This window comes from Streptomyces sp. NPDC001781 (assembly GCF_053596035.1).
This window is the reverse complement of record NZ_JBSFFI010000023.1, coordinates 65,768-90,340: the sequence shown is the minus strand read 5'-3', so window position 1 is coordinate 90,340 and position 24,573 is coordinate 65,768. Positions and strand designations below refer to the sequence as shown.

Below are 24,573 nucleotides of genomic sequence, written 5' to 3'. Positions count from 1 at the left end.
AACGGGGCCCTCAGGGCAGCGCGAGCACGCAGAACTCGTGGCCCTCGGGGTCGGTGAGGCAGGTCCACGGGACCTCGCCCTGGCCGATGTCGAGGCCGACGGCACCGAGGGCCTTCAGCCTGGCGACCTCCGCCGCCCGGTCGCCGCCGGGCTGCGGGAGCAGGTCGAGGTGGACGCGGTCCGGCGCCGTGTCGGCGGTGGGCGAACGGAACAACTCCATGTAGGGGCCGGTCCCGTCGGCCGAGCGCAGCAGTACGAGGTCGTCGGTCGCCCGGTGCACGGTCCATCCCGTCGCCGCACCCCAGAACCCGGCCATCGCCAGGGGCTCCTCGCAGTCCACCACCACCGCCGCGATCGGCCCGGTGTCCCGGTACCGCTCCCGGGGCTCCAGCACACAGAACTCGTTCCCCTCGGGGTCGGCGAGCACCACCCACGGCACGTCCCCCTGGCCGATGTCGAGCGCCGTGGCACCGTGATCCCTCAACCGCGCGACCAGTTCCGCCTGGTGATCCAGGGAGGTCGTGGCGAGATCGAGATGCGTACGGTTCTTCGCCGCCGACTTGCCCTCCGGCACCGGCACGACATCCACCCCGACCACCCCGGGGTCCGGCCACACGAGCCCTCCGGGGGGCCCGACGTAGGTCGTCACACCGGGACTGTAGGCACTCCACCCGAGCGCCTCCGCCCAGAACCGCCCGACCAGCCCGGCATCGACCGCCTTGATGTTGACGTGCACAGGTCGCAGTCCCATGGCGGTGATCCTAAACGGCGCGACCGCAGCCTCCCCCCTTCGCACACCTGATTGCATAAATCTGCGAAGTTACGTATAGTCATGCCAATCGAAGGAGGTCGGCATGGTGGTGCGGGTGGCGGTGGCCGGGGCCAGCGGGTACGCGGGTGGGGAGCTGTTGCGACTGCTGCTCGGGCATGCCGGGGTCGAGGTCGGGGCGCTCACCGGGCACTCCAGTGCGGGGCGACGCCTCGGGGAGCTGCAGCCGCAGCTCGCGCCGCTGGCCGACCGGGTGCTCGCGCAGACGACCGCCGACGCGCTCGCCGGGCACGACGTGGTGTTCCTGGCGCTGCCCCACGGGCAGTCCGCCGCCGTCGCCGAGCAGCTCGGCCCGGACGTGCTCGTGATCGACCTGGGCGCCGACTTCCGGCTCACGGACCCCGCCGACTGGGAGCGGTTCTACGGCTCCCCGCACGCCGGCACCTGGCCCTACGGCCTGCCCGAACTCCCCGGCGCGCGTGCCGCGTTGGCGGGAGTCAGGCGTATCGCCGTACCCGGCTGCTACCCGACCGCCGTCTCCCTCGCCCTCTGCCCCGCCCACGACGCCGGGATCATCGAGCCCGAGGCCGTGATCGTCGCCGCCTCCGGCACCTCGGGGGCCGGCAAGGCGCCCAAGCCGCATCTGCTCGGAGCCGAGGTGATGGGGTCCATGACCCCCTACGGCGTCGGCGGCGGACACCGCCACACCCCCGAGATGATCCAGAACCTCAGCGCGGCGGCGGGGGAGCGGGTGAGCGTCTCGTTCACCCCGATCCTCGCGCCGATGCCCCGCGGCATCCTCGCCACGTGCAGTGCCAGGGCGCGTGCCGGGGTCACCGCGGAGACGGTCCGCGCGGTCTACGAGAAGGCGTACGCCGACGAACCGTTCGTCCGGCTGCTGCCCGAGGGGCAGTGGCCGGCCACCGGCGCCGTGACCGGCTCCAACGCCGTCCAGGTGCAGGTCGCCCTGGACGCGGAGACCGGCCGGGTCATCGTGATCAGCGCCATCGACAACCTGACCAAGGGCACCGCGGGCGGTGCCGTACAGAGCATGAACATCGCCCTCGGGCTCGACGAGACCACCGGGCTTTCCACGATCGGAGTCGCGCCTTGAGCGTCACAGCGGCCAAGGGATTCACCGCGGCAGGCATCGCCGCCGGGATCAAGCAGAACGGCAACCCCGACCTGGCCCTCGTGGTCAACACCGGCCCCCGCCGAGCCGCCGCCGGCGTCTTCACCGCCAACCGGGTGAAGGCCGCCCCGGTGCTGTGGTCCGAGCAGGTGCTCAAAAGCGGGCAGATCAGCGCGGTCGTCCTCAACTCGGGCGGCGCCAACGCCTGCACCGGCCACCAGGGCTTCCAGGACACCCACGCCACCGCCGAGAAGGTGGGCGAGGTCCTCGGCCGCGGCGCCATCGAGGTCGCCGTCTGCTCCACCGGCCTGATCGGCGTGCCCCTGCCCATGGACAAGCTGCTGCCCGGCGTCGAGAAGGCCGCCGCGTCCTTGAGCGAGCACGGCGGCGAGAAGGCCGCCCTCGCGATCAAGACCACCGACACCCACCACAAGACCGCCGTGGTGAGCCGGGAGGGCTGGACGGTCGGCGGCATGGCCAAGGGCGCCGGCATGCTCGCCCCCGGACTCGCCACCATGCTGGCCGTGCTCACCACCGACGCCGACCTCACCGACGCCGAGCTGGACAAGGCACTGCGCGACGCCACCAAGGTCACCTTCGACCGCGTCGACTCCGACGGCTGCATGTCCACCAACGACACCGTCCTGCTGCTCTCCTCCGGCGCCTCCGGCATCACCCCCGGACACGACGAGTTCGCCGACGCCGTCCGCGAGGTGTGCGCCGACCTCGGCCGCCAGCTCATCGGGGACGCCGAGGGCGCCAGCAAGGACATCAAGGTCGAGGTGATCAACGCGGCCGGTGAGGAGGACGCCGTCGAGGTCGGCCGCTCCATCGCCCGCAACAACCTCCTCAAGTGCGCCCTCCACGGCGAGGACCCCAACTGGGGCCGCGTGCTCTCCGCCATCGGCACCACGAAGGCCGCCTTCGAGCCCGACCGCCTCAACGTCGCCATCAACGGCGTCTGGGTCTGCAGGAACGGCTCGGTCGGCGAGGACCGCGACCTGGTCGACATGCGCTACCGCGAGGTGCACATCGTCGCCGACCTCGCCGCCGGCACCGAGACCGCCACTATCTGGACCAACGACCTGACCGCGGACTACGTCCACGAGAACAGCGCGTACAGCTCATGAGCACTCCCGCGCGGAAGCACACCGCCCTGCCCAAGGCGCAGATCCTCATCGAGGCGCTGCCCTGGCTCACCCGCCACCACGGCCGCACCGTCGTCATCAAGTTCGGCGGCAACGCCATGGTGGACGAGAGCCTGAAGGCCGCGTTCGCCCAGGACGTCGTCTTCCTGCGCCACGCCGGCCTCCGGCCCGTCGTGGTGCACGGCGGCGGCCCCCAGATCAGCGCCGCCCTCGACCGGCACGGCATCGTCAGCGAGTTCAAGGCCGGCCTGCGCGTCACCACCGAGGACGCCATGGACGTCGTGCGGATGGTGCTCGCCGGGCAGGTGCAGCGCGAGCTGGTCGGCCTGCTCAACCAGCACGGACCGCTCGCCGTCGGCCTCACCGGCGAGGACGCCCACACCATCACCGCGACCCGGCACCGGCCCAGGGTCGACGGCGAACTCGTCGACATCGGACGCGTCGGCGAGATCACCGAGATCGACACCGGTGCCGTCGAGACCCTGCTCGCCGACGGCCGCATCCCGGTCGTCTCCTCGATCGCCCGCTCCCAGGACGACGGACATGTCTACAACGTCAATGCTGATACGGCGGCTGCGGCACTCGCTGCTGCGCTGGGCGCCGAAACCCTCATGGTCCTCACCGACGTCGAGGGCCTCTACGAGGACTGGCCGCACTCCGACGAGGTGATCAGCCGCCTCACCGCCACCGAGCTGGAGAAACTGCTGCCCGACCTCTCCTCGGGCATGGTGCCCAAGATGGAGGGCTGCCTGCACGCCGTGCGCAACGGCGTGCGCACCGCCCGCGTCATCGACGGCCGAGTCCAGCACTCGATCCTGCTGGAGATCTTCACCGACGAGGGCATCGGCACCATGGTCGTGCCCGACGAGCCGGACACCCCGGGGGAGTCATGAGCAACGAGGAACTGACCGCGCGCTGGCAGGGCGCGCTCATGAACAACTACGGCACCCCCCGGCTCCCCCTCGTCCGAGGGGAGGGCACCACGCTCTGGGACGCCGACGGCAAGCGGTACCTGGACTTCGTCGGCGGTATCGCGGTCAACGCCCTCGGGCACGCCCACCCGGCGGTCGTCCGCGCGGTGAGCGAGCAGATCGGCACCCTCGGCCATGTCTCCAACCTGTTCGTCGCCGAGCCGCCCATCGCCCTCGCCGAGCGCCTGCTGCGGCTGTTCGGCCGCGACGGCAGGGTGTTCTTCTGCAACTCCGGCGCCGAGGCCAACGAGGGCGCGCTGAAGATCGGCCGGCTCACCGGGCGCACCCACATGGTGGCGACCGAGGGCGGCTTCCACGGCCGCACCATGGGCGCCCTCGCACTCACCGGCCAGCCCGGCAAGCAGGAGCCCTTCCACCCGCTGCCCGGCGACGTCACGCACGTCCCGTACGGTGACCCGCAGGCCCTCGCCGCCGCCGTCACCCCGGACACCGCCATGGTGATCATCGAGCCCGTACAGGGTGAGAACGGGGTCGTGGTGCCGCCGCCCGGCTACCTCAAGGCCGCCCGTGCCATCACGGCCGCGACGGGCGCGCTGCTCGTGCTGGACGAGGTGCAGACCGGCGTCGGCCGCACCGGCGACTGGTTCGCCTACCAGGCCCACGACGGCGTGCTGCCCGACGTCGTCACCCTCGCCAAGGGCCTCGGCGGCGGACTGCCGCTCGGTGCCACCCTCGCCTTCGGCCGCGCCGCCGACCTGCTCCGGCCCGGCCAGCACGGCACCACCTTCGGCGGCAACCCGGTCGCCTGCGCCGCCGGACTCGCCGTCCTGGACACCATCGCGGACGAGGACCTGCTCGCCAACACCAAGCGGCAGAGCGAGGCCCTGCGCGCCGGGATCGAGGCGCTGGACCACCCGCTGGTCGACCATGTCCGGGGCGCGGGCCTGCTGCTGGGTATCGTGCTCACCGGGCCGCACGCCAACCAGGCGCAGGCGGCGGCCCAGGAGGCCGGGTTCCTGGTGAACGCGCCCACCCCCGACGTCGTACGGCTCATGCCCCCGCTGAACCTGCGCGACGACGAGGTGGACGCCTTCCTCCAGGCGCTGCCCGGCATCCTCGACGCAGGCACCGAGGACGGACGACCCCGAGAATGAGACGACGATGAGCCAGGCGCAGGACCACGATCAGGCGGCGGGCGGACCCGCCGTACCGCAGACCCGGACGGCCCGACACCGCCGGATCGTGGACATCCTCAACCGGCAGCCGGTGCGCTCGCAGAGCCAGCTCGCCAAGCTGCTCGCCGACGACGGACTGAGCGTCACCCAGGCCACGCTCTCCCGTGACCTGGACGAGCTGAACGCGGTCAAGATCCGCAACACCGACGGCGACCTGATCTACGCGGTGCCCAGCGAGGGCGGCTTCCGCACCCCGCGCGCCCCGCTGGGCGGCTCGGCCAAGGAGGAGCGGATGCGGCGGCTCTCCCAGGAGCTGCTGATCTCCGCCGAGGCCTCCGCCAACCTCGTCGTGCTGCGCACCCCGCCCGGCGCCGCACAGTTCCTCGCCTCGGCCATCGACCAGGCCGAACTCCACGACATCCTCGGCACCATCGCGGGCGACGACACCCTCATGCTGATCAGCCGAGACGCCACCGGCGGCCAGGCTCTCGCCGACCACCTGCTGCGGCTGGCGCAGAACGCGCCGTAGAACGGGGACCGGCTCAGCCCAGCCGGGTCGCCATACCCCCCGTGCAGCGGACCTCGTCGCCCGCCGTGATCAGCAGCCCCTCCACGTCCGGGAGGGACTCCAGCCAGGCCAGACCCGCGCGGGAGCCCATCGCGAAGGCGGCGGTGGCCCAGCAGTCCGCCCAGGTCAGCCGGGGCGCCACCACCGTGACCGCGACCAGGTCGGTCACCGCGGAGCGGCCGGTGCGCGGGTCCACGATGTGCGCGCCCCGCTCGGCCGTGCCCGAGGTGGCCACCGCCAGCTCGTCCGCGCCGGCCGCCGACACCACCGCCGCCAGGCCGCCCGGCCTGAGCGGATCGGCCACGCCCACCCGCCAGGCCCGGTGCGGTTCGGGCGCGCCCACCATCTGGACGTCACCCCCGCCGTTCACGCTGACCCCGCACACCCCCGGGACGGCGGCCAGCGTGCGCGCGGCCCGCTCGGCGGACCAGCCCTTCACGATCCCGGTCGGATCGAGCGTCCCCCGGTACCGGGTGCTGAACCAGCCGTCGCTCACCCGTTCCGCCTCGGCCGCCAGCGCCAGTACCTCGCGCACCTCGGGGGAGCACTGCTCCGGCGTGAGTTCCCCGCGGGCCAGCCGGGACACCTCGCTGTCCTCGCGGTAGGTGCTGAACACCGTGTCCACCCGGTGCAGTCCCGCGACCGCCGTCTCGAGCCCCGCGCGCACCGCGCCGGGCTCGCCGCCGCGCACGTCGAAGGAGAAGACGGTGCCCATGACCTCCTCCGCGTGCCGCAGCACATGCGGTGTCCCCGCCCGCTCGGCCACCGTCTCAGTCACCGGCCTGGTCGAGCGCGGACTGCAGCGACTTCCTGTATCCGGTGCTGGTGTAGGTCGCCCCGGACACCGAGTCGATCTCCGCGTTACCCGCGGCGACGGCCGCCCGGTTCAGCCGGGGCACGGCGAGCGCGGTCTTCTCGTCGCTCGTCGGGCCCTTGGGAGCCTGGACCGCCTCCGCCTTGGTGATCTTCTTCCCGCTGAGCGTGACCCGCACCTGGACGGCCCCGTACGGTGTCTGCTCCGCGCTGCCGGTCACCGTACGGACCTGTGCCGCCCCCGGACTCCCACCACCGGAGCCCTTCTCGACCTGGTCGAGCGCGGACTGCAGCGACTTCCTGTATCCGGTGCTGGTGTAGGTCGCCCCGGACACCGAGTCGATCTCCGCGTTACCCGCGGCGACGGCCGCCCGGTTCAGCCGGGGCACGGCGAGCGCGGTCTTCTCGTCGCTCGTCGGGCCCTTCGGAGCCTCGACGGCCTCCGCCTTGGTGATCTTCCCGCCGCTGACCGTCAGCCGTACCCGCACGGTCCCGTACGGCGTCTGCGCCGCGTCCCCGGTGACCGTGCCGGCCCGGTCGGACGCCTGGGCGCCGCCGCCGGACCCGCCCTGCGGCGACTGCTCGGCGGCCGCCGACGCGGGCGGGGCGGCCGCCGAGGCCGACGCCGGGTCGGACGCGGGCTTCAGCGACAGCAGCAGCACGACACCGGACACGGTGGCCGCGGTGGCCAGCACCACGCGACGGACGGGGTGGCTCTTCCTCATGGCTTCTGGAGCTCCGCTCACATCTCGAACGACTCGTGGTGGATGCGCCGGGCGGGGACTCCCGCGCCGCGCAGTGCCTCGTACACCGACTGCGCGAAGCCGGGCGGCCCGCACATGAAGACGTCGTGGCGGTCGATGTCGGGCATCTTGCGCCGGAGGTTCTCCGCCGAGATGTCCGGCCGCTCGCCCTGGGGGCTGTTCACCGCGTACATCAGCCGGGCGCCCCGCTCCTCGGCGATCGCGGCCAGCTCGTCCCACAGGGCGAGGTCCTGGGTGGTGTTGGCCCGGTACAGCAGGGTGATGTCGCCGGAGGCGCCCGGCAGGGTCTCGAACAGCGCGCGCATCGGCGTGATACCGACCCCGCCCGCCACCAGCAGCACCTTGCCCCGGGTGCGGCGCTGCGCGGTGAGCGCCCCGTACGGGCCCTCCGCCCACACCCGGGTGCCCGGCTCCAGCTCGCGCAGCCGCGCACTGTGGTCGCCGATCGCCTTCACGGTGATGCGCAGCATGCCCGGCCGGGGCGCCGCCGAGAGCGAGTAGGGGTGCGAGCTGAACCGCATCCCCGGCGCCAGGAACCGCCAGCGGAAGAACTGTCCCGCCTCCGCGCCCATCCGGTGCAGCTTCCGCCCGGAGATCAGCACCGACACGATGCCCGGCGACTCCTCGATCACCGCCTCCACCCGCATCCGGTGGCGCAGGTTGAGCCGGACCGGCACGGTGACCCGGTACCAGAGCACCAGCGCGGTCACCACGCCGTAGAGCCCGTACCAGAAGGTCTTCGCCAGCGGCTCGACCGCGAAGTCGTTGCCGGTGGTGATCTGGTGCCAGAAGGTCAGGAAGACCGCCGCGTACGTCAGCAGGTGCACGTGGTACCAGGTGTCGTACGGCAGCCTGCGCCGGACCGGGCCGATCGAGGAGAGGCCGATCACCACGAACAGGCCGGTGCCGACGGCCGCCTTGCCCATGTCGGGCAGCTGGTTCACCGAGTCCACGGTCTGCCGCACGATGTCGCCGAGCGACTTGCCCGCCTGGAGGGTGTACCCCCACATGATGAGGAACACGTGCGCCAGCACCAGGCTGAGCGTGTAGCGGCCGCTCATCGCGTGCCAGCGGGCCACCCGGTCGGAGCCGACCCGGCGCTCCAGCGCCGGCACGCGCGCCATCTGCAGCACGACCAGCGCCATCAGATACCCGGCCAGCAGCCCGGTGATGCGCCCGGCGTTCAGGACCCGGCCGGTGTTGTCGGCGATCGAGGGGGTGTTGTGCCACCAGAGCCACAGCACGGCCGCCGCGCCCGCCCACACCGCGATCAGCAGCGGGACGGCCGGCGAGCGGCGCGGGCGGATGCGGCGCATCGTCTGGCGGCGGGCGGCACGTCCGCCTGCGAGCGTGGTGGTCACGGTTCCTCCGGGGGACTTGACCCTTGGCCCACACATACGCGCGGTGCGGGCGGAGTGTTCAGCGCCCCGACGAGCGGCCTGGTGAGGGATCGCCACGGATCAGAGGCGGACGAGCGCGGTGGCCCCCCGCTCCGTCCCGATCGCGATGTGCGGATGGCGGGCGGGGTCGATCCAGCGGAGGATCTCGGCCATGGCCCCGGGGGGTACGGAGACGCATCCGGCCGTGGCGGCCTTGCCGTCGACGTGCAGGAAGATGCCCGCGCCGCGACCGCGCACCGGGTGGTGGTAGTTGAAGCCGATGACGAGGGCGTGGGCGTACTGGGTGGGGTAGGAGACCAGGTGCTCGGACTCCGAGGCGCGGCAGCCGGCGGGAAGGGGGTCGGCCCAGCGGTTGTAGGCGCCGGAGTCGGCGTCCTGGCACCACCAGGAACTCCCGGCGACCGGGCGGTACCCGACACGTGTCCCGGCCGGGGGCGCCTTGATGCCGAAGCCGAAGGGCAGGTCGTACAGCCCGGCCGGTGTGGTGCCGGTGCCCTGCTGCCGTGTGGTGCCGTCCACCAGCCCGCCCGAGCCGAACCGCGCGGGCGCCGTCCCGGCCGCCGTCCACCGCTCGTGCCGCCGGTCCCACCAGGTCAGGGTGCCTGTGGTGGAGCCGGCGTCCGGGGCCTGCGCGGTGATGAGCTGGGTGCCGCCGCCGGTGTCCGCGAGGCGCGCGGGCAACGGGAGGCCGGCCGGTGCCGGCCCGAGCGCGCACAGGGAGGCGGAGAGGAGGGCGGTGACCAGGAGGCGGCGCATGGCTCAGACCGTAGAGGGCGGCAGCGGCAACGGCAGGCCGGGCAGCCCGTCGATGCTCGTCGCGATGTGCTCCTTACCGGTGAAGTAGTCGCTGAGCGAGGCGTCGTCCTCCCTGCTGAACCGCCGCCGGTGCGCATCGCGGTCCTCCTCGTAGACCATGCGGGGCACGGCGTACCCGCAGGAGTCCCGCACCAGCTCGGCATGCACCACGATGACCGCCCGCAGTCCGTGCGGAGCCGGGTCGATGCCGGGGAAGGCGGCCAGCAGCCCGCCGAAGCGCGGGTCGTCACGGAAGACGGGCTCGCCCCGGCCGTGCACGCGCACGATGTTCGGCGGGCCCTGGAAGGCGCACCACATCAGGGTGATCCGGCCGTTCTCCCGCAGGTGGGCCACGGTCTCCGCGTTGGAGCCCGCGAAGTCGAGGTAGGCCACCGTCAGCTCGTCCAGCACGACGAACGAGCCCTTGAGGCCCTTGGGGGAGACGTTCACCGTGCCGTCGCCGGCCAGGGGCGCGGTCGCCGTGAAGAAGAGGGGCTGCTCCTCGATGAATCTCCGGAGCCTGCCGTCGATGCGCTCATATGTCTTTCCCATGCCCGGGGCCTACCCCGCCTGCGCGATTGACGAATCATGCAGAGTTCTGCATACTCATGCATATCAGCGAATGCACGTGAGGAGAGAACCCGTGACCGAGCGCGTCGTACTCGCCTACTCAGGCGGACTGGACACCTCCGTCGCCATCGGCTGGATCGCCGAGGAGACGGGCGCCGAGGTCATCGCCGTTGCGGTGGACGTCGGCCAGGGCGGCGAGGACCTGGACGTCATCCGCAAGCGCGCCCTCGCGTGCGGTGCCGTCGAGGCCGAAGTGGCCGACGCCAAGGACGAGTTCGCCGAGGAGTACTGCCTCCCGGCGATCAAGGCGAACGCCCTGTACATGGACCGCTACCCGCTGGTCTCCGCCCTCTCCCGGCCGACGATCGTCAAGCACCTCGTCGCAGCCGCGCAGAAGCACGGCGCCACCACGGTCGCCCACGGCTGCACCGGCAAGGGCAACGACCAGGTCCGCTTCGAGGCCGGCATCGTCGCCCTCGCCCCCGACCTGAAGTGCATCGCCCCGGTCCGCGACTACGCGATGACCCGTGACAAGGCGATCGCCTTCTGCGAGGCGAAGAACCTCCCGATCGCGACCACCAAGAAGTCCCCGTACTCCATCGACCAGAACGTCTTCGGGCGTGCCGTCGAGACGGGCTTCCTGGAGGACATCTGGAACGCGCCGATCGAGGACATCTACGAGTACACCTCCAACCCGGCCGAGGCCCGCGAGGCCGACGAGGTCGTCGTCACCTTCGAGCGCGGCGTCCCGGTGGCCCTCGACGGCCGCCCGGTCACCGTCCTCCAGGCCATCCAGCAGCTCAACGAGCGCGCGGGCGCCCAGGGCATCGGCCGGATCGACATGGTCGAGGACCGCCTCGTCGGCATCAAGTCCCGCGAGGTGTACGAGGCGCCGGGCGCCATCGCCCTGATCACCGCCCACCAGGAGCTGGAGAGTGTCACCGTCGAGCGTGAACTCGCCCGCTACAAGCGGCAGGTGGAGCAGCGCTGGGGCGAACTGGTCTACGACGGCCAGTGGTTCTCCCCGCTCAAGCGGGCGCTGGACGGCTTCATCAGCGAGGCCAACGAGCACGTCTCCGGCGACGTCCGGATGACCCTGCACGGCGGCCGCGCCGTCGTCACCGGCCGCCGGTCCCAGTCGTCGCTGTACGACTTCAACCTCGCCACCTACGACACCGGCGACACCTTCGACCAGGCCGCGGCCAAGGGCTTCATCGACATCTACAGTCTGTCCTCGAAGATCGCCGCCAAGCGGGACCTGGCGTAAGCGGGGTCGTCAAGCAGCAGGCCGACCGCCTCTCCACCCGGAAGGGCGGGGAGGCGGTGGCACACCACGAGCTCGAGGAGCAACGCAGTGAGCAGCAACAGCGGTGACGTACGGCTCTGGGGCGGCCGTTTCGCCGACGGTCCCGCCGAGGCCCTGGCGAAGCTGTCCGCGTCCGTCCACTTCGACTGGCGGCTCGCCCCCTACGACATCGCAGGGTCCCGCGCCCACGCACGCGTGCTGCACACGGCGGGCCTGCTCACCGAGGACGAGCTGACCCGGATGCTCGCGGGGCTCGACCAGCTCGAGGCCGACGTGGCCTCGGGCGAGTTCGTGGGCACCGTCGCCGACGAGGACGTGCACACCGCGCTGGAGCGCGGCCTGCTGGAGCGGCTCGGCCCCGACCTCGGCGGCAAGCTCCGCGCGGGCCGCTCGCGCAACGACCAGGTCGCCACCCTCTTCCGGATGTACCTGCGTGACCACGCCCGGATCATCGGCGGCCTGATCGCTGACCTCCAGGACGCCCTGGTCGGCCTCGCCGAGGCCCACCCGGACGTGGCCATGCCCGGCCGCACCCACCTCCAGCACGCCCAGCCGGTGCTCTTCGCCCACCATGTGCTGGCCCACGTCCAGTCCCTCGGCCGCGACGCCGAGCGGCTGCGCCAGTGGGACGAACGCACGGCCGTCTCCCCGTACGGCTCCGGCGCGCTCGCCGGTTCCTCTCTCGGCCTGGACCCCGAGGCGGTCGCCCGCGACCTCGGCTTCGAGCGGGGGAGCGCGGGCAACTCCATCGACGGCACGGCCTCGCGGGACTTCGCCGCGGAGTTCGCCTTCGTCACCGCGATGATCGGCATCGACCTCTCGCGGATCGCCGAGGAGATCATCATCTGGAACACGAAGGAGTTCTCCTTCGTCACCCTGCACGACGCGTTCTCCACCGGCTCATCGATCATGCCGCAGAAGAAGAACCCGGACATCGCGGAGCTGGCGCGCGGCAAGTCCGGCCGGCTGATCGGCAACCTCACGGGCCTGCTGGCCACGCTGAAGGCGCTGCCGCTCGCCTACAACCGCGACCTCCAGGAGGACAAGGAGCCCGTCTTCGACTCCTGCGACCAGCTCGAGGTGCTGCTCCCCGCCTTCACCGGCATGATCGCCACCCTCACCGTCCACCGCGAGCGCATGGAGGAACTGGCCCCGGCCGGGTTCTCCCTCGCCACCGACATCGCCGAGTGGCTGGTCCGCCAGGGTGTCCCGTTCCGCGTCGCCCACGAGGTCGCGGGGGAGTGCGTCAAGGTGGCGGAGGCCGAGCACAAGGAGCTCGACGCCCTCACCGACGACCAGTTCGCCAAGATCTCCCCGCACCTCACCCCGGAGGTCCGCACGGTCCTGAACGTCAAGGGCGCGCTGGCCTCCCGGAACGGCAGGGGCGGCACCGCGCCGAGCGCTGTGGCGGCGCAACTGGCGGAGGTCAGGGCCGACCTCGCCCGGCAGCACGCCTGGGCCGACGCCAAGAAGAACTGAACGAAGGGCAGCGCGGGCCGAGGGCTGCCCCGCAATCCGCAGCCGGCGCGCGACGACAGCCGCGGCGCCTCGCCGGGTCGCAGGGCCGTCCGCATACGCCCCGTACGCGGACGGCCCTGCGCCGTACGGCGCGCCGCATCCGACGCCGCGCGCTGATCCGCCGGGGATCACGGGACAGCCCTTAGCTTGGTCGCTGGTTGACCAACCGACCGAACGGAGCCCGCGATGCCCTTCGCCCGCCTCTCCTGCGCCACCACCCCCACCTGCCACCTCGGCCTGGGCCTGGCCGCGGTCGGCCGCCCCGGCTACATCAACCTGGGCCGGGACCGGGACCTGGGAGAGGACCGCAGCCCCGGCGCGCTGCGCACCCGCACCCACGAACTCCTCGACGCCGCCTACGCCCAGGGCGTCCGCTACTTCGACGCCGCCCGTTCCTACGGCCGCAGCGAGGAGTTCCTCGCCGACTGGCTGAAGGCCCGCCCGGAGACCGACGACGTGGTGGTCGGCAGCAAGTGGGGCTACACCTACACCGCCGGCTGGACCACCGACGCCGACCGGCACGAGGTCAAGGACCACACCCTCCCCACGTTCGAACGGCAGCGCGCCGAGACCGCCGGACTGCTCGGGGACCGGCTGGACCTCTACCAGATCCACTCCCTCACCCCCGACAGCCCCGCCCTCACCGACCGCGCCCTGCACGCCCGGCTCGCGGAGGCGGCCGCGGACGGCCTCACCATCGGCTTCTCCACCAGCGGCCCCGCCCAGGCCGACACCATCCGGGCCGCACTGGAGGTCACCGTCGACGGCACGCCTCTCTTCGGCACCGTGCAGTCCACCTACAACGTGCTGGAGACCTCGGCCGGCCCCGCGCTGGCGGAGGCGCACGACGCAGGGCTCACCGTGATCGTCAAGGAGGGCATGGCCAACGGCAGGCTCGCCCCGGAACACGCGCCCGGGGTCCTGCGGGACATCGCCGGGGAGACCGGCCTCGGCTGCGACGCCGTCGCGCTCGCGCTGGTCCTCCGCCGCCCCTGGGCCGGTGTCGTCCTGTCCGGTGCCGCGACCGTCCCCCAGCTCGGCTCCAACCTCCACGCCGCCGCCGTCGACCTCACCGAGGGCCAGTGCAGCCGCCTCGACAGCCTCGCGGAGGACCCGCGCACCTACTGGGCGAGACGCGGCGAGCTGCCCTGGAACTGAGACCCACATGCCCGTCGTGAGACATGAATGTCTCACGCGAGGTATCCTTGTCTCATGGCTCTCGACCGTGACCACGTGCTGCGCCGCGCCGCGGCCCTGCTGACCCGCAAGTCCACCGCGACGATGGACGAGGTCGCGCGAGCGGCCGGGATCAGCCGAGCCACGCTCCACCGCCACTTCGCGGGCCGGGACGCGCTGGTCCGCGCGCTGGAGGCGCTCGGCATCGCGGAGTGCGAGGCGGCGCTCGACCGCGCCCGGCTGGACGAGGGCCCGGCCGCCGACGCCGTGCGCCGCCTGGTCCGCGAGATCCAGCCGGCCGCCGGACTGCTCGCCTTCCTCTACGGCGAGAACCAGCTCTGGGAGGGCGAGGAGCAGAACACCGGCTGGCTGGGCCTGGACGCCCGGATCAGCGCCCTCTTCCAGCGCGGGCAGCGCGACGGCGAACTCCGCATCGACCTCACCCCCGGCTGGCTCACCGAAGCCTTCTACGGGCTGATCACCTCGTGTGCCTGGGCCGCGGTCGACGGCCGTGTGGCCTCCCGCGACTTCCCGACGATGGTCGCCGAGCTGCTGCTCGGCGGCGCGCTGCGCAGGACGGAATCATGACCAGCACCCTGCGACCCGTACAGGTCGGAACCGAGCTGCGGCCCGGCCGCTGGCTGGCGCTCGGGGTACTGGTCCTCGCCGTCCTGCTCGTCGCCGTCGACGCCACCGTCCTCGGCCTCGCCACCCCGTACATCAGCGAGGACCTGCACCCCTCCGGCACCCAGCTGCTGTGGATCGGGGACGTCTACTCCTTCGTCATCGCCGGACTGCTCGTCTCGATGGGCAGCCTCGGCGACCGCGTCGGCCGCAAGCGCGTGCTGCTGTGCGGCGCGACCGCGTTCGGCGCGGTCTCGGTGCTGAACGCCTACGCGAGCACGCCCGGCCTGATGATCCTGGCCCGGGCCCTGCTCGGCGTCGCCGGCGCGACCCTGATGCCCGCGACCCTGGCACTGATCCGCAACCTCTTCAACGACCCGCGCGAACGCAGCCTCGCCATCGGCATCTGGGGAGCCACCGCGTCCGCCGGCACGGCCGTCGGCCCGATCGTGGGCGGTTTCCTGCTGGAGCACTTCTGGTGGGGCTCGGTGTTCCTGATCAACCTGCCGGTGATGGCGATCCTGGTCCTGGTCGGCATCCGCACCCTGCCCGAGTCCCGCGACCCGAACCCGGGCCCGTGGGACCTGGCGAGCGTGCTGCTCTCCCTGATCGGCATGCTCGCGCTGGTGTACGCGGTGAAGGAGGCCGCCACCCACGGCCCCGGCCCGCTCACCCTGGCCACCGGCCTGCTGGGCGCCGCCGCGCTGTACGCGTTCGTCCGCCGCCAGCTCATCCTGCCGACCCCGCTGCTGGACATGCGGCTGTTCCGGCACCGGGGCCTCAGCGGGGCGGTGCTCGCCGATCTGCTGACGGTGCTCGGGATGTCGGGGCTGGTGTTCTTCCTGTCCCAGTTCCTGCAACTGGTCCAGGGCAGGCACCCCTTCGAGGCGGGCCTCGCCGAACTGCCCGCCGCCGTCGGCGCGGTGGCGGCCGGCCTGGTCGCGGGGCGTGCGGCGCGCCGCTTCTCGGTACGCGCGGTGGTCTCCGGCGGCCTCGCCGCCATCGGCGTCTGCCTGGCCGTGCTCACCACGCTCGACGCGTCCACCGGCTACCCGCTGCTCGGCGCCGCTCTGCTGGTCGTCGGTGTCGGCGCGGGCTTCTCCTTCACCGTCACCTCCGACGTGATCCTCTCCAGCGTCGACAAGAACCGCGCGGGCGCCGCCTCCGCGGTCTCGGAGACGGCCTACGAACTGGGGGCGGCCCTCGGCATCGCCCTGCTGGGCTCCATCGTCACGGCGGCCTACCGCGACTTCGCGGCTCCGCCGGGCACGCCGGAATCCGCCCACGAGTCCCTGGGCGCGGCGGTGGAGGCGTCGGCGGCGATGCCCGCCCCGGCGTCAGGGGCTCTGCTGGACGCGGCCAGGGAGTCTTTCGTACACGGGCTGCACCTGGCGTCGGGAGCGGGAGCAGCGGTACTGCTCGTCACCGCGCTGGCTGCGTGGTTCCTGCTGAAGGGCCAGCGGCTGGAGAACACGGCCTGACCGTGCCTACGGGGAACGCCGGGAGGAGGGGGCGTGCGGCCGGCCCCGCGCACCCGGCGAACCGGGTCGACGAAGGCTCACGCGGCCTTCGCCTTGGTGGCGTACATGTCCACGTACTCCTGCCCGGACAGCCGCATGACCTCGGCCATCACGGAATCGGTCACGGCCCGCAGCACGTACCGGTCCCGGTCCATCCCCTCGTACCGGGAGAACTCCATCGGCTCGCCGAAGCGGACGGTCACCTTCCCCGGCCGGGGGAACCCCTTGCCGCCGGGCTGGAGCTTGTCCGTGCCGATCATGGCGAACGGCACCACGGGCGCCCCCGTCATGAGGGTCAGCCGGGCAATCCCCGTACGCCCCCGGTAGAGCCGCCCGTCGGGGGAGCGGGTCCCCTCGGGATAGATCCCGAAGACCCTGCCCTCCTCCAGCACCCGCCGTCCGGTCATCAGCGCGGCCACCCCGCCGTTCGCGCCGTCCCGGTCCACCGGAATCATGCCGACCCCGGTGAAGAACCAGGCCATCGCCCGGCCCTTGATCCCCTTGCCGGTGACGTACTCGTCCTTGCCGATGAACTGCACCTGCCGCTTGGAGACCACCGGCAGCACGATCGAGTCGATGAACGTGAGGTGATTGCCCGCCAGGATCACCGGGCCCTCACCGGGGATGCGCTCGAGGCCCTCCACCTGAGGGCGGAACATCAGGCGCATGGCCGGCGCGAGCACTGCCTTGATGAGCGCGAAGCGGGACAACGGGTCCTCCAGGCCGAGCGGGCGATATGAGTCTGTGCAGGTGAGGACATTACTCGCGGCTGTGGGAAAAGCGCACATCGGGCCGCGCGATTCACCGAGGTCTTACGTGTTGTTGACATGGGTTCATCCGCCGCGGCACACCCCGGCGTGCCATCCGCCCGCACCCGCGTGTTCCCGTCGAGGTCTCCCTTCCGTCACGTCCACCCCCCTACGATCGGCGCGGACCCCAAGAGACACAGCACAGGTCAGACCCCACAAGCCACACGAAGACGACAGCGGGAGACACGTATGGAAAGCGACCGGACCAACCAGCCCTCGCGCGCGACCGGACGCCGCGCGGTCCTCGGTGCGGCGGTCCTCGGCGCGGGCGGAGCAGTCCTCGGGCTGCCCTCCGCCGCCCGGGCGGCGGGCACCCGGACGGCCGGGTCCGGCGGACGCGGTCTGAAGAGCCTGCCGGTACCGACCATCATCGGCCACCGGGGTGCCAGCGGTTACCGCCCCGAGCACACCTTCGGCTCCTACGACCTCGCGCTCGAGCTGGGCGCCGACATCGTGGAGGCCGGTGACCTGGTGGTCACCAAGGACGGGCATCTCGTCTGCCGCCACGAACCCGAGATCGGCGGGACCACCGACGTCGCCTCGCACCCCGAGTTCGCCGGCCGGAAGACCACCAAGGTCCTCGACGGGGTCTCCGTCACCGGCTGGTTCACCGAGGACTTCACCCTCGCCGAGCTGAAGACGCTGCGTGCGGTCGAGCGCATCCCGGCCAACCGTCCGCACAACACCCTCTACAACGGCCGCTGGGAGATCCCCACGTTCGAGGAGGTGCTGAAGTGGCAGGACGCCCGCACCCGTGAGCGCGGCCGCCAGGTGTGGATCTACCCCGAGGTGAAGCACCCCACCTACTTCCGCCGCCTCGGCCTGGACCCGGAGCAGCGGCTGGCCAAGCTGCTGCGCAAGCACGGCAAGGACACCCGGAACTCGCCGGTCGTGATCCAGTCCTTCGAGCCGACCAGCATCCAGCGGCTCAACCGGCTCGTCGACAATCCGCTGTCCCTCCTGCTGGACGCCGCGAACACCCGCCCGTACGACTTCGTCGCCACCGGCGACCCCCGCACCGTGGCCGACCTGGTCACGCCCAAGGGGCTGCGCGAGATCGCGGGATACGCCCAGGGCATCGGGCCGACGCTGGACCTGGTCATCCCGAAGAAGTCCGACGGCACCCTGGGGAACCCGACCCGGCTGGTCGCCGACGCGCACAAGGTCGGCCTGATCCTGCACCCGTACACCATGCGCAACGAGAACCCCTTCCTCCCGGCCGAGTTCCGCAAGGGCTCCGACCCGGACGGCTACGGCGACGTGTTCGGCGCGTACCGCACCTACTTCGCCACCGGGATCGACGGTGTCTTCACCGACAACGCCGACACCGGAGTGCTGGCCCGCGCCGACTTCCTGGGCCGTTGAGACCTGCCGGGGCGTCAACTCCGCCGCCGCGCACCCGCTGATCCGGGTGACAGCGCGCCGTCCCGGAAACCCGCCGGCCGGGACGGCGCGTCTCGGCGTACATGACCCACGACCTGCTGACCGATCTGCGCCCGCTCCTCACCGCGGAGGCGTCCGCCGAGGCACATGCCTCCGGGAGCGAACCCGGTGACCTGGAGCAGGCCGTCTGGCTCCGGCTGCTGGAGCGGCTGCAGAGCCAGGGCCCGCCGCCGGACCCCTCCGGCTGGCTGCGCGACGCCGTACGCGACGAGGGCCGGCTGAGCCGCCGCACCCACCGCGTGGAGCGGCCCTACGACGGTGAGCCCGCCGACGACACCCGCCCCGGCCCCGAACAGCTCGCCCTCAGCGCCGCCCGTCACCGGGCGGTGCGGGACGCGGTCCGCAGACTGCCCGGCCGCTGCCCCCGGATCATGGCGGCCCTGCTCTCCCCCCGCGACCTCACCTACCGCGAGATCGCGGGGGAGTTGGGCATCTCACAGGGCAGCCTCGGACCGGAACGCTCCAGATGTCTGGGATGTCTGCGACGAATGCTGACGGCGGAGATTGCCGGTGCCGAAGCACGGGGATAGAGGTGGGGGACAACACTGATCAGGTGAGCGGGAGGCATGCGCACATGGGCATGAGCGTGACCATCGCGGCGGCGGCCGAGCCGGACGCGGAGCAGATCTTCCGGCTCCAGTACCTCTGCTTCCAGAGCGAGGCCGCGCGCTACGGGAACTACCGCATCGACCCGCTGGTGCAGAGCCTGGACCAGGTCCGCGAGGAGGTCGCCGCCGACTGCGTCGTCGTCGCCCGGCTCGGTGACGAGGTGGTCGGCTCGGTGCGCGGCCGGCTCACCGAGGACGGCGCGGCCGCCATCGGCATGCTCTGCGTCCACCCCCGCCTTCAGGGTCACGGCATCGGCGCCCGCCTGCTGGGCGCGGCCGAGAGGGCGCTGGCCGAGCAGCGCGGCGCCACCACGTACCGGATGCACACCGGGCACCGCAGCGAGAGCGGGCTGCGGCTCTGCCGCAAGCTGGGCTACCGGGCCGTCGGCCGCTCACTGGGCGCCGACGGCGTCGAGATGATCGTGCTGGAGAAGCCGGCCACCGCCTACGCGGCCACCGCCTGACGCGCCCGGGCGGCGGGCGGTCTCAGGCCGCCTGCCGCCGCCGCGCCGCGCGCAGCCAGTACAGCGCGGTCAGGGGAAGCAGCACGGGGATGAAGACGTACCCCATCCCGTAGTCCGACCACACGGTGGCGTCCGGGAACGCGGACGGCTCGACCAGCGTCCAGGTGCCCACGATCAGCACCCCGGCCAGCTCGGCGGCGCAGCACACCACCGCCGCCCGGCGGGCCTTCTCGCCGCCCCGGACCAGCGTGTACGTGATGAACCCGTACACCACGCCCGCGAGCGCCGACAGCGAGTACGCGAGCGGTGCCCGGCCGAAGTCCGTGGCGATCTGGTAGACCGAGCGCGACACGGCGCCGACCACCATCACGCCGTAGAACCAGACCAGCAGCATGCCCGGCCCGCCGATCAGCCGGGCCGGCTTCTCCTCCGCCGCCGTCATGTCAGCCTCCCCAGATGTCGAAGAGCCGTACCTCGAGCACGGCCAGCACCACGCCGCCCGCCGCGACCGTCACCGAACCCCAGCGTGTGCGCTCGGCCAGCGACATGAAGCCCGCCGCGGGGACACACGCCACCGCGCCCAGCAGATACGCCACGAAGATCGTGGTCCCCTGGTCCGGCTTCTCGCCCCGCGCCAGCAGCACGATCCCGGTGACCAGCTGGACGAGGGCCAGCAGCGACACCACGGCCATGCCGATGAAGTGCCAGTCCTTGGTCGGCTGGTCCCGGTGCGCGGCCCAGCCGCACCAGGCCGCCAGCAGCAGCGCGGCGACCCCGGTCACCAGCGTCAGGGCATTGAGCATGCGGAGACCTTATTACGGCCGAATCGGACGCCCGCCGCCGCCCCCGGCACGGGAACGACGGCCGTGGCGTTGGCCACAGTCGCACGCGCGGGAGGGCCGGACACCGCACCCCTCCGACACGCCCCCTGCCCCCTGCTGACGCGGGCGACCCGTCGTTCATCTGCGCCGGCGCGTCTCACCGTGACCGTCCACGCGTGTCCAGCATGTGGACACCTCTCTCCGGTCCGCGCGGTCGGTCTGGTTTACTGACCGCATGACCACGACGAGCAGCCGCACCCTTGCGACCGAGGCGACCCAGACGCCCGGTGCTCGTTGTATGTGTCGCACGACGTGCCGAATGCGCGCCTTCTAGAGGGCCCCCGCACCACCTGAGAGCCTCGCGCCCCGAAGCGAGAGCCACGGCCCGGCCCGGCTTCCGGAACATCGGCGTACCGGAACCCCGTGCCATTCGCGCACACGCTGTTCTCCACCGGTTCACTCGCCACCGCGAGAACCGTGCCGCGTCCCTGAAATGCAGTCCCATGCACCTGTGCCCGCGCACACCCGCGCCCGGGCACTCGACAGTGACGGAATCCCCCTGTGATCACCACCTCGGGCCTGACCAAGGTCTACCGCTCGCGCGGCCGCGAGGTCACCGCCCTCGACGGCGTCGACCTCCACGTCCGCGAAGGAGAGGTCTACGGCGTCATCGGCCAGTCCGGCGCCGGAAAGTCCTCCCTGATCCGCTGTGTCAACCTGCTGGAGCGCCCCACCGCCGGCACCGTGACCGTCGCCGGGCAGGACCTCACCGCCCTCGCCGGCCGCGGACCGCGCGCGGGCAGGGAGCTGCGCCGGGCCCGCAGCCACATCGGCATGGTCTTCCAGCACTTCAACCTGCTGTCCTCGCGCACCGTGCAGGACAACATCGAGCTGCCGCTGGAGATTCTCGGCAAGTCCGGCAAGGACCGCTCCCGCAAGGCGCTGGAACTGCTCGACCTGGTCGGTCTCGCCGACAAGGCGAAGTCCTACCCGGCCCAGCTCTCCGGCGGCCAGAAGCAGCGCGTCGGCATCGCCCGCGCCCTGGCCGGCGACCCGAAGGTGCTGCTCTCCGACGAGGCCACCAGCGCCCTCGACCCGGAGACCACCCGCTCCATCCTCCAGTTGCTGCGCGACCTGAACCGGCAACTGGGGCTGACCGTCCTGCTGATCACCCACGAGATGGACGTGGTGAAGTCGATCTGCGACTCCGCCGCGCTCATGGAGAAGGGACGCATCGTGGAATCCGGCACCGTCAGCGAACTGCTGGCCACCCCCGGCTCACAGCTGGCCTCCGCCCTGTTCCCGGTCGGCGGCGAGGCCAGTGCCGAAGACCGCACCGTCCTCGACATCACCTTCCACGGCGAGGCGGCCACCCAGCCGGTCGTCTCCCAACTGGCCCGCACCTACAACATCGAGATCTCGATCCTGGGCGCGGCCATCGACACCGTCGGCGGCCTCCAGATCGGCCGGATGCGCATCGAACTGCCCGGCCGCTACGAGGACAACGTGGTGCCGGTCGGCTTCCTGCGCGAGCAGGGCCTCCAGGTCGACGTGGTGGGCACCGAGGGCGAGCCCGTGCTGGTGAAGGAGGGCGCGAAGTGACCTGGTCCGAGATACAGCCGCTGCTGTCCCAGGCGTGTTCCGAGACGTTCTCGATGGTGCTCTGGTCCACCCTGATCGCCATCGCCCTCGGCCTGCCGCTGGGCATCCTCCTCGTCCTCACCGAACGCGGCGGACTGCTCCAGAACGTCGTCGCCAACAAGGTGATCGGCCAGGTCGTGAACGTCGGCCGCTCGATGCCGTTCATCATCCTGATGGTCGCGCTGATGAGCTTCACCCGCTGGGTGACCGGCACCACCATCGGCACCACCGCCGCGATCGTGCCGCTCGCCATCGGCGGCATCCCGTTCTTCGCCCGGCTGGTCGAGACGGCCGTCCGCGAGGTGGACGGCGGACTGGTCGAGGCCGTGCAGGCGATGGGCGGCAACAGCTGGACCATCGTGCGCAAGGTGCTCATCCCCGAGGCGCTGCCCTCGCTGATCGCCAGCACCACCACGACGATCATCGCGCTCATCGGCTACTCGGCCATGGCCGGCACGGTCGGCGGCGGCGGACTCGGCGACCTCGCCGTCCGCTACGGCTACCAGCGCTTCGAGACCGGACTGATGTGGATCACCGTCGGCATCCTCGCCGTCGTCATCTCCCTCATCCAGTTCGCCGGCGACTTCGCCGCCCGCTCCCTGCACGGCCGCGGCGGCTCGGGACCGGTGCCGAAGCTGCGCCTGCTCAAGGCCAAGGAGCCGGCCGCCGCCGACGTCTCCAAGGCCGCCTGAGCGCCCCCTCACGCAAGACTTCCCGGCCACCCGAGTCCGGGGTCGCACCACCTCTTCAGGAAAGGCACTTTTCGTGCGTAACACCGCCAAGCTCACCACCGCCGTCCTCGCCGCCGGAGCCCTCACCCTCGGTCTCTCCGCCTGCGGCTCCGGAAAGGACTCCGGCTCCGCCGACGCCGGCGGACCGCTGATCGTCGCCGCGAGCCCCACCCCGCACGCCGAGATCCTCGACTTCGTCCAGAAGAACCTGGCGAAGAAGGCGGGCCTCGACCTGCAGGTCAAGGAGTTCACCGACTACATCACCCCGAACACGGCCACCGAGGACGGCTCGGTCGGTGCCAACTACTTCCAGAACCAGCCGTACCTCGACGACTTCAACAAGAAGCGCGGCACCCACATCGTGCCCGTCGTCACGGTTCACCTGGAGCCGCTCGGCCTCTACTCCCACAAGGTCAAGAAGGCCGACGACCTGAAGAGCGGCGCGACCGTCGCCGTCCCCAACGACGCCGTCAACGAGGCCCGCGCGCTCAAGCTGCTGGCCGCCGACAAACTGATCACCCTCAAGGACGGCGTCGGCTCCGAGGCCACCCCCGCCGACATCGCCGAGAACCCCAGGAACCTGAAGTTCAAGGAGGTCGAGGCGGCCCAGACCCCGCGCTCCCTGGACGACGTGGACGCGGCGGTCGTCAACGGCAACTACGCCATATCCTCCGGCCTCAAGCCCGCCAAGGACGCCATCGCCCTGGAGTCCGCGAAGGACAGCCCCTACGGCAACTTCCTCGCGGTGAAGAAGGGTGACGAGGACGACCCGCGGGTCAAGAAGCTGGCGAAGCTGCTCACCTCGCCCGAGGTGAAGAAGTTCATCCAGGACAAGTACCAGGGTTCCGTCATCCCCTCCTTCTGACCGGCCTGACCGCACCCGGCAGCCGGACCCCGACCGCTCTCGAGGGGATCGACCCATGCGCAGGACCACCTGGCTCGCGGCGGCCACCGCCGCGGCCCTCTCGCTCGGCCTGACCGCCTGCGGCCCGGGCACGGACACCGGCAAGGGAGGTGACGACGACGGCCCGCTCGTCGTCGGCGTCACCCCCGTCCCCGCCGGGGAAGTGCTCCACCACATCGACGACGAGCTCGCAGCCAGGGCCGGACTCAAGCTGGAGATCAAGGAGTTCACGGACTACGTCCTGCCGAACACCGCGCTCCAGGAGGGCAGGCTCGACGCGAACCTCTACCAGAACCAGCCGTTCCTCGACGACTTCAACAAGTCCAAGGGCACGGACCTGGTCTCGGTGGTGAAGGCGTACCTGCCGCCCATGGGGGTCTACTCCCACAAGGTGAAGGACGTCACCGAGCTCCGCGACGGCGCCGTCGTCGGCGTGCCCAACGACCTCACCAACGAGGCCCGTGCGCTGAAGCTGCTCGCCTCGGCCGGCGTCATCGAGCTGAGGCCCGGCGCGGGCGCGGACGCCTCTCCGGCCGACGTCACCGGCAACCCCCGGCACCTGAGGTTCCAGGAGATGGAGGCCGCCCAGCTTCCGCGCTCCCTGGACGACATGGACGCCGCCGTCGTCAACAACAACTTCGCCCAGGACGCGGGCCTCAGTCCCACCAAGGACGCCGTCTACCTGGAGTCCGCGAGGAACAACCCCTACGCCAACCTCCTCGCGGTGAAGAAGGGCGACGAGGACGACCCGCGGGTCAAGAAGCTGGCGAAGCTGCTCACCTCGCCCGAGGTGAAGAAGTTCATCGAGGACAGGTACAAGGGGTCGGTCCTGCCCGTCAGCGGCAGCTGACCTTCGCGCACGGGCCCGCCCCCGCCTCCCGCGACGGGTGGCACGGGGCGGGCCCGTACGTGCGCAGGGGAGCTGTCATGCTGCATGCTGGG

General features: G+C 71.8%; 26 protein-coding genes. 17 read left to right on the top strand and 9 right to left on the bottom strand.

Translation table 11 applies throughout. The features are described 5' to 3' along the window. Positions 1–10: 10 nt before the first annotated feature. The gene (locus ACWCV3_RS21235) at positions 11–751 is read right to left on the bottom strand and encodes a VOC family protein (RefSeq protein ID WP_451226270.1); all 741 of its coding nucleotides are present in this window, start codon (positions 749–751) and stop codon (positions 11–13) included. Between the two features lie 103 nt (positions 752–854). Between ACWCV3_RS21235 and argC the strand changes: the two genes are divergently transcribed. From argC to ACWCV3_RS21210, 5 genes are read left to right on the top strand one after another with little or no spacing between them, the layout of a single operon-like run. Next, on the top strand, positions 855–1,883 hold the full coding sequence (argC, locus tag ACWCV3_RS21230; protein WP_451226267.1) for an N-acetyl-gamma-glutamyl-phosphate reductase: 1,029 nt from the start codon (positions 855–857) through the stop codon (positions 1,881–1,883). After that, positions 1,880–3,031, top strand: a complete 1,152-nt coding sequence (argJ, locus tag ACWCV3_RS21225) for a bifunctional glutamate N-acetyltransferase/amino-acid acetyltransferase ArgJ (RefSeq protein ID WP_451226264.1) — start codon at positions 1,880–1,882, stop codon at positions 3,029–3,031. Before argC ends, argJ begins: the two co-directional genes overlap by 4 nt. Then, on the top strand, positions 3,028–3,942 hold the full coding sequence (argB, locus tag ACWCV3_RS21220; RefSeq protein ID WP_451226262.1) for an acetylglutamate kinase: 915 nt from the start codon (positions 3,028–3,030) through the stop codon (positions 3,940–3,942). Before argJ ends, argB begins: the two co-directional genes overlap by 4 nt. Further along, positions 3,939–5,135, top strand: a complete 1,197-nt coding sequence (locus ACWCV3_RS21215) for an acetylornithine transaminase (RefSeq protein WP_451226260.1) — start codon at positions 3,939–3,941, stop codon at positions 5,133–5,135. The genes argB and ACWCV3_RS21215 overlap by 4 nt, the downstream gene beginning before the upstream one ends. 7 nt (positions 5,136–5,142) lie before the next feature. Continuing rightward, positions 5,143–5,685 (top strand): arginine repressor, encoded by a 543-nt coding sequence (locus tag ACWCV3_RS21210; RefSeq protein ID WP_350903328.1) that lies wholly within the window; start codon positions 5,143–5,145, stop codon positions 5,683–5,685. A 13-nt stretch (positions 5,686–5,698) separates the two neighbouring features. On the opposite strand, the gene ACWCV3_RS21205 is transcribed toward ACWCV3_RS21210, so the two are convergent. From ACWCV3_RS21205 to ACWCV3_RS21185, 5 genes are all read right to left on the bottom strand, one after another. Then, positions 5,699–6,439 (bottom strand): FAD:protein FMN transferase, encoded by a 741-nt coding sequence (locus ACWCV3_RS21205; protein WP_451226309.1) that lies wholly within the window; start codon positions 6,437–6,439, stop codon positions 5,699–5,701. Positions 6,440–6,494: 55 nt separating this feature from the next. After that, positions 6,495–7,262: an FMN-binding protein gene (locus ACWCV3_RS21200; RefSeq protein ID WP_451226257.1), complete on the bottom strand. Its 768-nt coding sequence runs from the start codon at positions 7,260–7,262 to the stop codon at positions 6,495–6,497. Positions 7,263–7,279: 17 nt separating this feature from the next. Continuing rightward, entirely contained in the window at positions 7,280–8,662 is a 1,383-nt protein-coding gene (locus tag ACWCV3_RS21195) for a ferredoxin reductase family protein (protein WP_451226254.1), read from the bottom strand. Between the two features lie 99 nt (positions 8,663–8,761). Then, the gene (locus tag ACWCV3_RS21190; RefSeq protein WP_451226251.1) at positions 8,762–9,457 is read right to left on the bottom strand and encodes a L,D-transpeptidase family protein; all 696 of its coding nucleotides are present in this window, start codon (positions 9,455–9,457) and stop codon (positions 8,762–8,764) included. A 3-nt stretch (positions 9,458–9,460) separates the two neighbouring features. Next, a complete protein-coding gene (locus ACWCV3_RS21185; protein ID WP_451226248.1) occupies positions 9,461–10,048 on the bottom strand; it encodes a pyridoxamine 5'-phosphate oxidase family protein in 588 nt (195 codons plus the stop codon). A gap of 91 nt (positions 10,049–10,139) precedes the next feature. On the opposite strand from ACWCV3_RS21185, the gene ACWCV3_RS21180 reads away from it, so the two are divergent. From ACWCV3_RS21180 to ACWCV3_RS21160, 5 genes are all read left to right on the top strand, one after another. Next, complete coding sequence (locus tag ACWCV3_RS21180) at positions 10,140–11,333, top strand: argininosuccinate synthase (RefSeq protein ID WP_451226245.1); 1,194 nt, start codon at positions 10,140–10,142, stop codon at positions 11,331–11,333. An 87-nt stretch (positions 11,334–11,420) separates the two neighbouring features. Beyond that, entirely contained in the window at positions 11,421–12,851 is a 1,431-nt protein-coding gene (argH, locus tag ACWCV3_RS21175) for an argininosuccinate lyase (protein ID WP_451226242.1), read from the top strand. Between the two features lie 225 nt (positions 12,852–13,076). Then, on the top strand, positions 13,077–14,048 hold the full coding sequence (locus ACWCV3_RS21170) for an aldo/keto reductase (protein WP_451226240.1): 972 nt from the start codon (positions 13,077–13,079) through the stop codon (positions 14,046–14,048). A 54-nt stretch (positions 14,049–14,102) separates the two neighbouring features. Then, positions 14,103–14,654, top strand: coding sequence for a TetR/AcrR family transcriptional regulator (locus ACWCV3_RS21165; RefSeq protein WP_451226238.1), 552 nt, complete (start codon positions 14,103–14,105; stop codon positions 14,652–14,654). After that, a complete protein-coding gene (locus ACWCV3_RS21160; protein WP_451226235.1) occupies positions 14,651–16,171 on the top strand; it encodes an MFS transporter in 1,521 nt (506 codons plus the stop codon). The genes ACWCV3_RS21165 and ACWCV3_RS21160 overlap by 4 nt, the downstream gene beginning before the upstream one ends. Before the next feature lie 77 nt (positions 16,172–16,248). On the opposite strand, the gene ACWCV3_RS21155 is transcribed toward ACWCV3_RS21160, so the two are convergent. Beyond that, positions 16,249–16,878 (bottom strand): lysophospholipid acyltransferase family protein, encoded by a 630-nt coding sequence (locus ACWCV3_RS21155; RefSeq protein ID WP_374201406.1) that lies wholly within the window; start codon positions 16,876–16,878, stop codon positions 16,249–16,251. A gap of 330 nt (positions 16,879–17,208) precedes the next feature. Here ACWCV3_RS21155 and ACWCV3_RS21150 point away from each other — a divergent pair, with 330 nt between their 5' ends. The 3 genes from ACWCV3_RS21150 to ACWCV3_RS21140 all read left to right on the top strand — a co-directional run bounded on the left by ACWCV3_RS21150 (position 17,209) and on the right by ACWCV3_RS21140 (position 19,534). Further along, complete coding sequence (locus tag ACWCV3_RS21150) at positions 17,209–18,384, top strand: glycerophosphodiester phosphodiesterase (protein WP_451226233.1); 1,176 nt, start codon at positions 17,209–17,211, stop codon at positions 18,382–18,384. Between the two features lie 101 nt (positions 18,385–18,485). Next, the gene (locus tag ACWCV3_RS21145; protein ID WP_451226230.1) at positions 18,486–18,992 is read left to right on the top strand and encodes a sigma-70 family RNA polymerase sigma factor; all 507 of its coding nucleotides are present in this window, start codon (positions 18,486–18,488) and stop codon (positions 18,990–18,992) included. Between the two features lie 44 nt (positions 18,993–19,036). Next, on the top strand, positions 19,037–19,534 hold the full coding sequence (locus tag ACWCV3_RS21140) for a GNAT family N-acetyltransferase (protein ID WP_451226306.1): 498 nt from the start codon (positions 19,037–19,039) through the stop codon (positions 19,532–19,534). A 22-nt stretch (positions 19,535–19,556) separates the two neighbouring features. Here the strand turns inward: ACWCV3_RS21140 and ACWCV3_RS21135 are convergent, their stop codons facing one another. Together ACWCV3_RS21135 and ACWCV3_RS21130 are read right to left on the bottom strand one after the other, a co-directional pair. Continuing rightward, positions 19,557–19,976 (bottom strand): hypothetical protein, encoded by a 420-nt coding sequence (locus ACWCV3_RS21135; protein ID WP_451226227.1) that lies wholly within the window; start codon positions 19,974–19,976, stop codon positions 19,557–19,559. 1 nt (position 19,977) lies between these two features. Continuing rightward, complete coding sequence (locus ACWCV3_RS21130; protein ID WP_451226224.1) at positions 19,978–20,337, bottom strand: hypothetical protein; 360 nt, start codon at positions 20,335–20,337, stop codon at positions 19,978–19,980. A 579-nt stretch (positions 20,338–20,916) separates the two neighbouring features. Here ACWCV3_RS21130 and ACWCV3_RS21125 point away from each other — a divergent pair. The 4 genes from ACWCV3_RS21125 (at position 20,917) to ACWCV3_RS21110 (ending at position 24,481) form a co-directional block, all read left to right on the top strand. Further along, a complete protein-coding gene (locus tag ACWCV3_RS21125; RefSeq protein WP_451226221.1) occupies positions 20,917–21,957 on the top strand; it encodes a methionine ABC transporter ATP-binding protein in 1,041 nt (346 codons plus the stop codon). Next, positions 21,954–22,688, top strand: coding sequence for a methionine ABC transporter permease (locus ACWCV3_RS21120; RefSeq protein ID WP_130339781.1), 735 nt, complete (start codon positions 21,954–21,956; stop codon positions 22,686–22,688). The genes ACWCV3_RS21125 and ACWCV3_RS21120 overlap by 4 nt, the downstream gene beginning before the upstream one ends. 73 nt (positions 22,689–22,761) lie before the next feature. Then, complete coding sequence (locus tag ACWCV3_RS21115) at positions 22,762–23,592, top strand: MetQ/NlpA family ABC transporter substrate-binding protein (protein WP_451226217.1); 831 nt, start codon at positions 22,762–22,764, stop codon at positions 23,590–23,592. Positions 23,593–23,647: 55 nt separating this feature from the next. Next, on the top strand, positions 23,648–24,481 hold the full coding sequence (locus ACWCV3_RS21110; protein ID WP_451226214.1) for a MetQ/NlpA family ABC transporter substrate-binding protein: 834 nt from the start codon (positions 23,648–23,650) through the stop codon (positions 24,479–24,481). Positions 24,482–24,573: the final 92 nt, after the last annotated feature.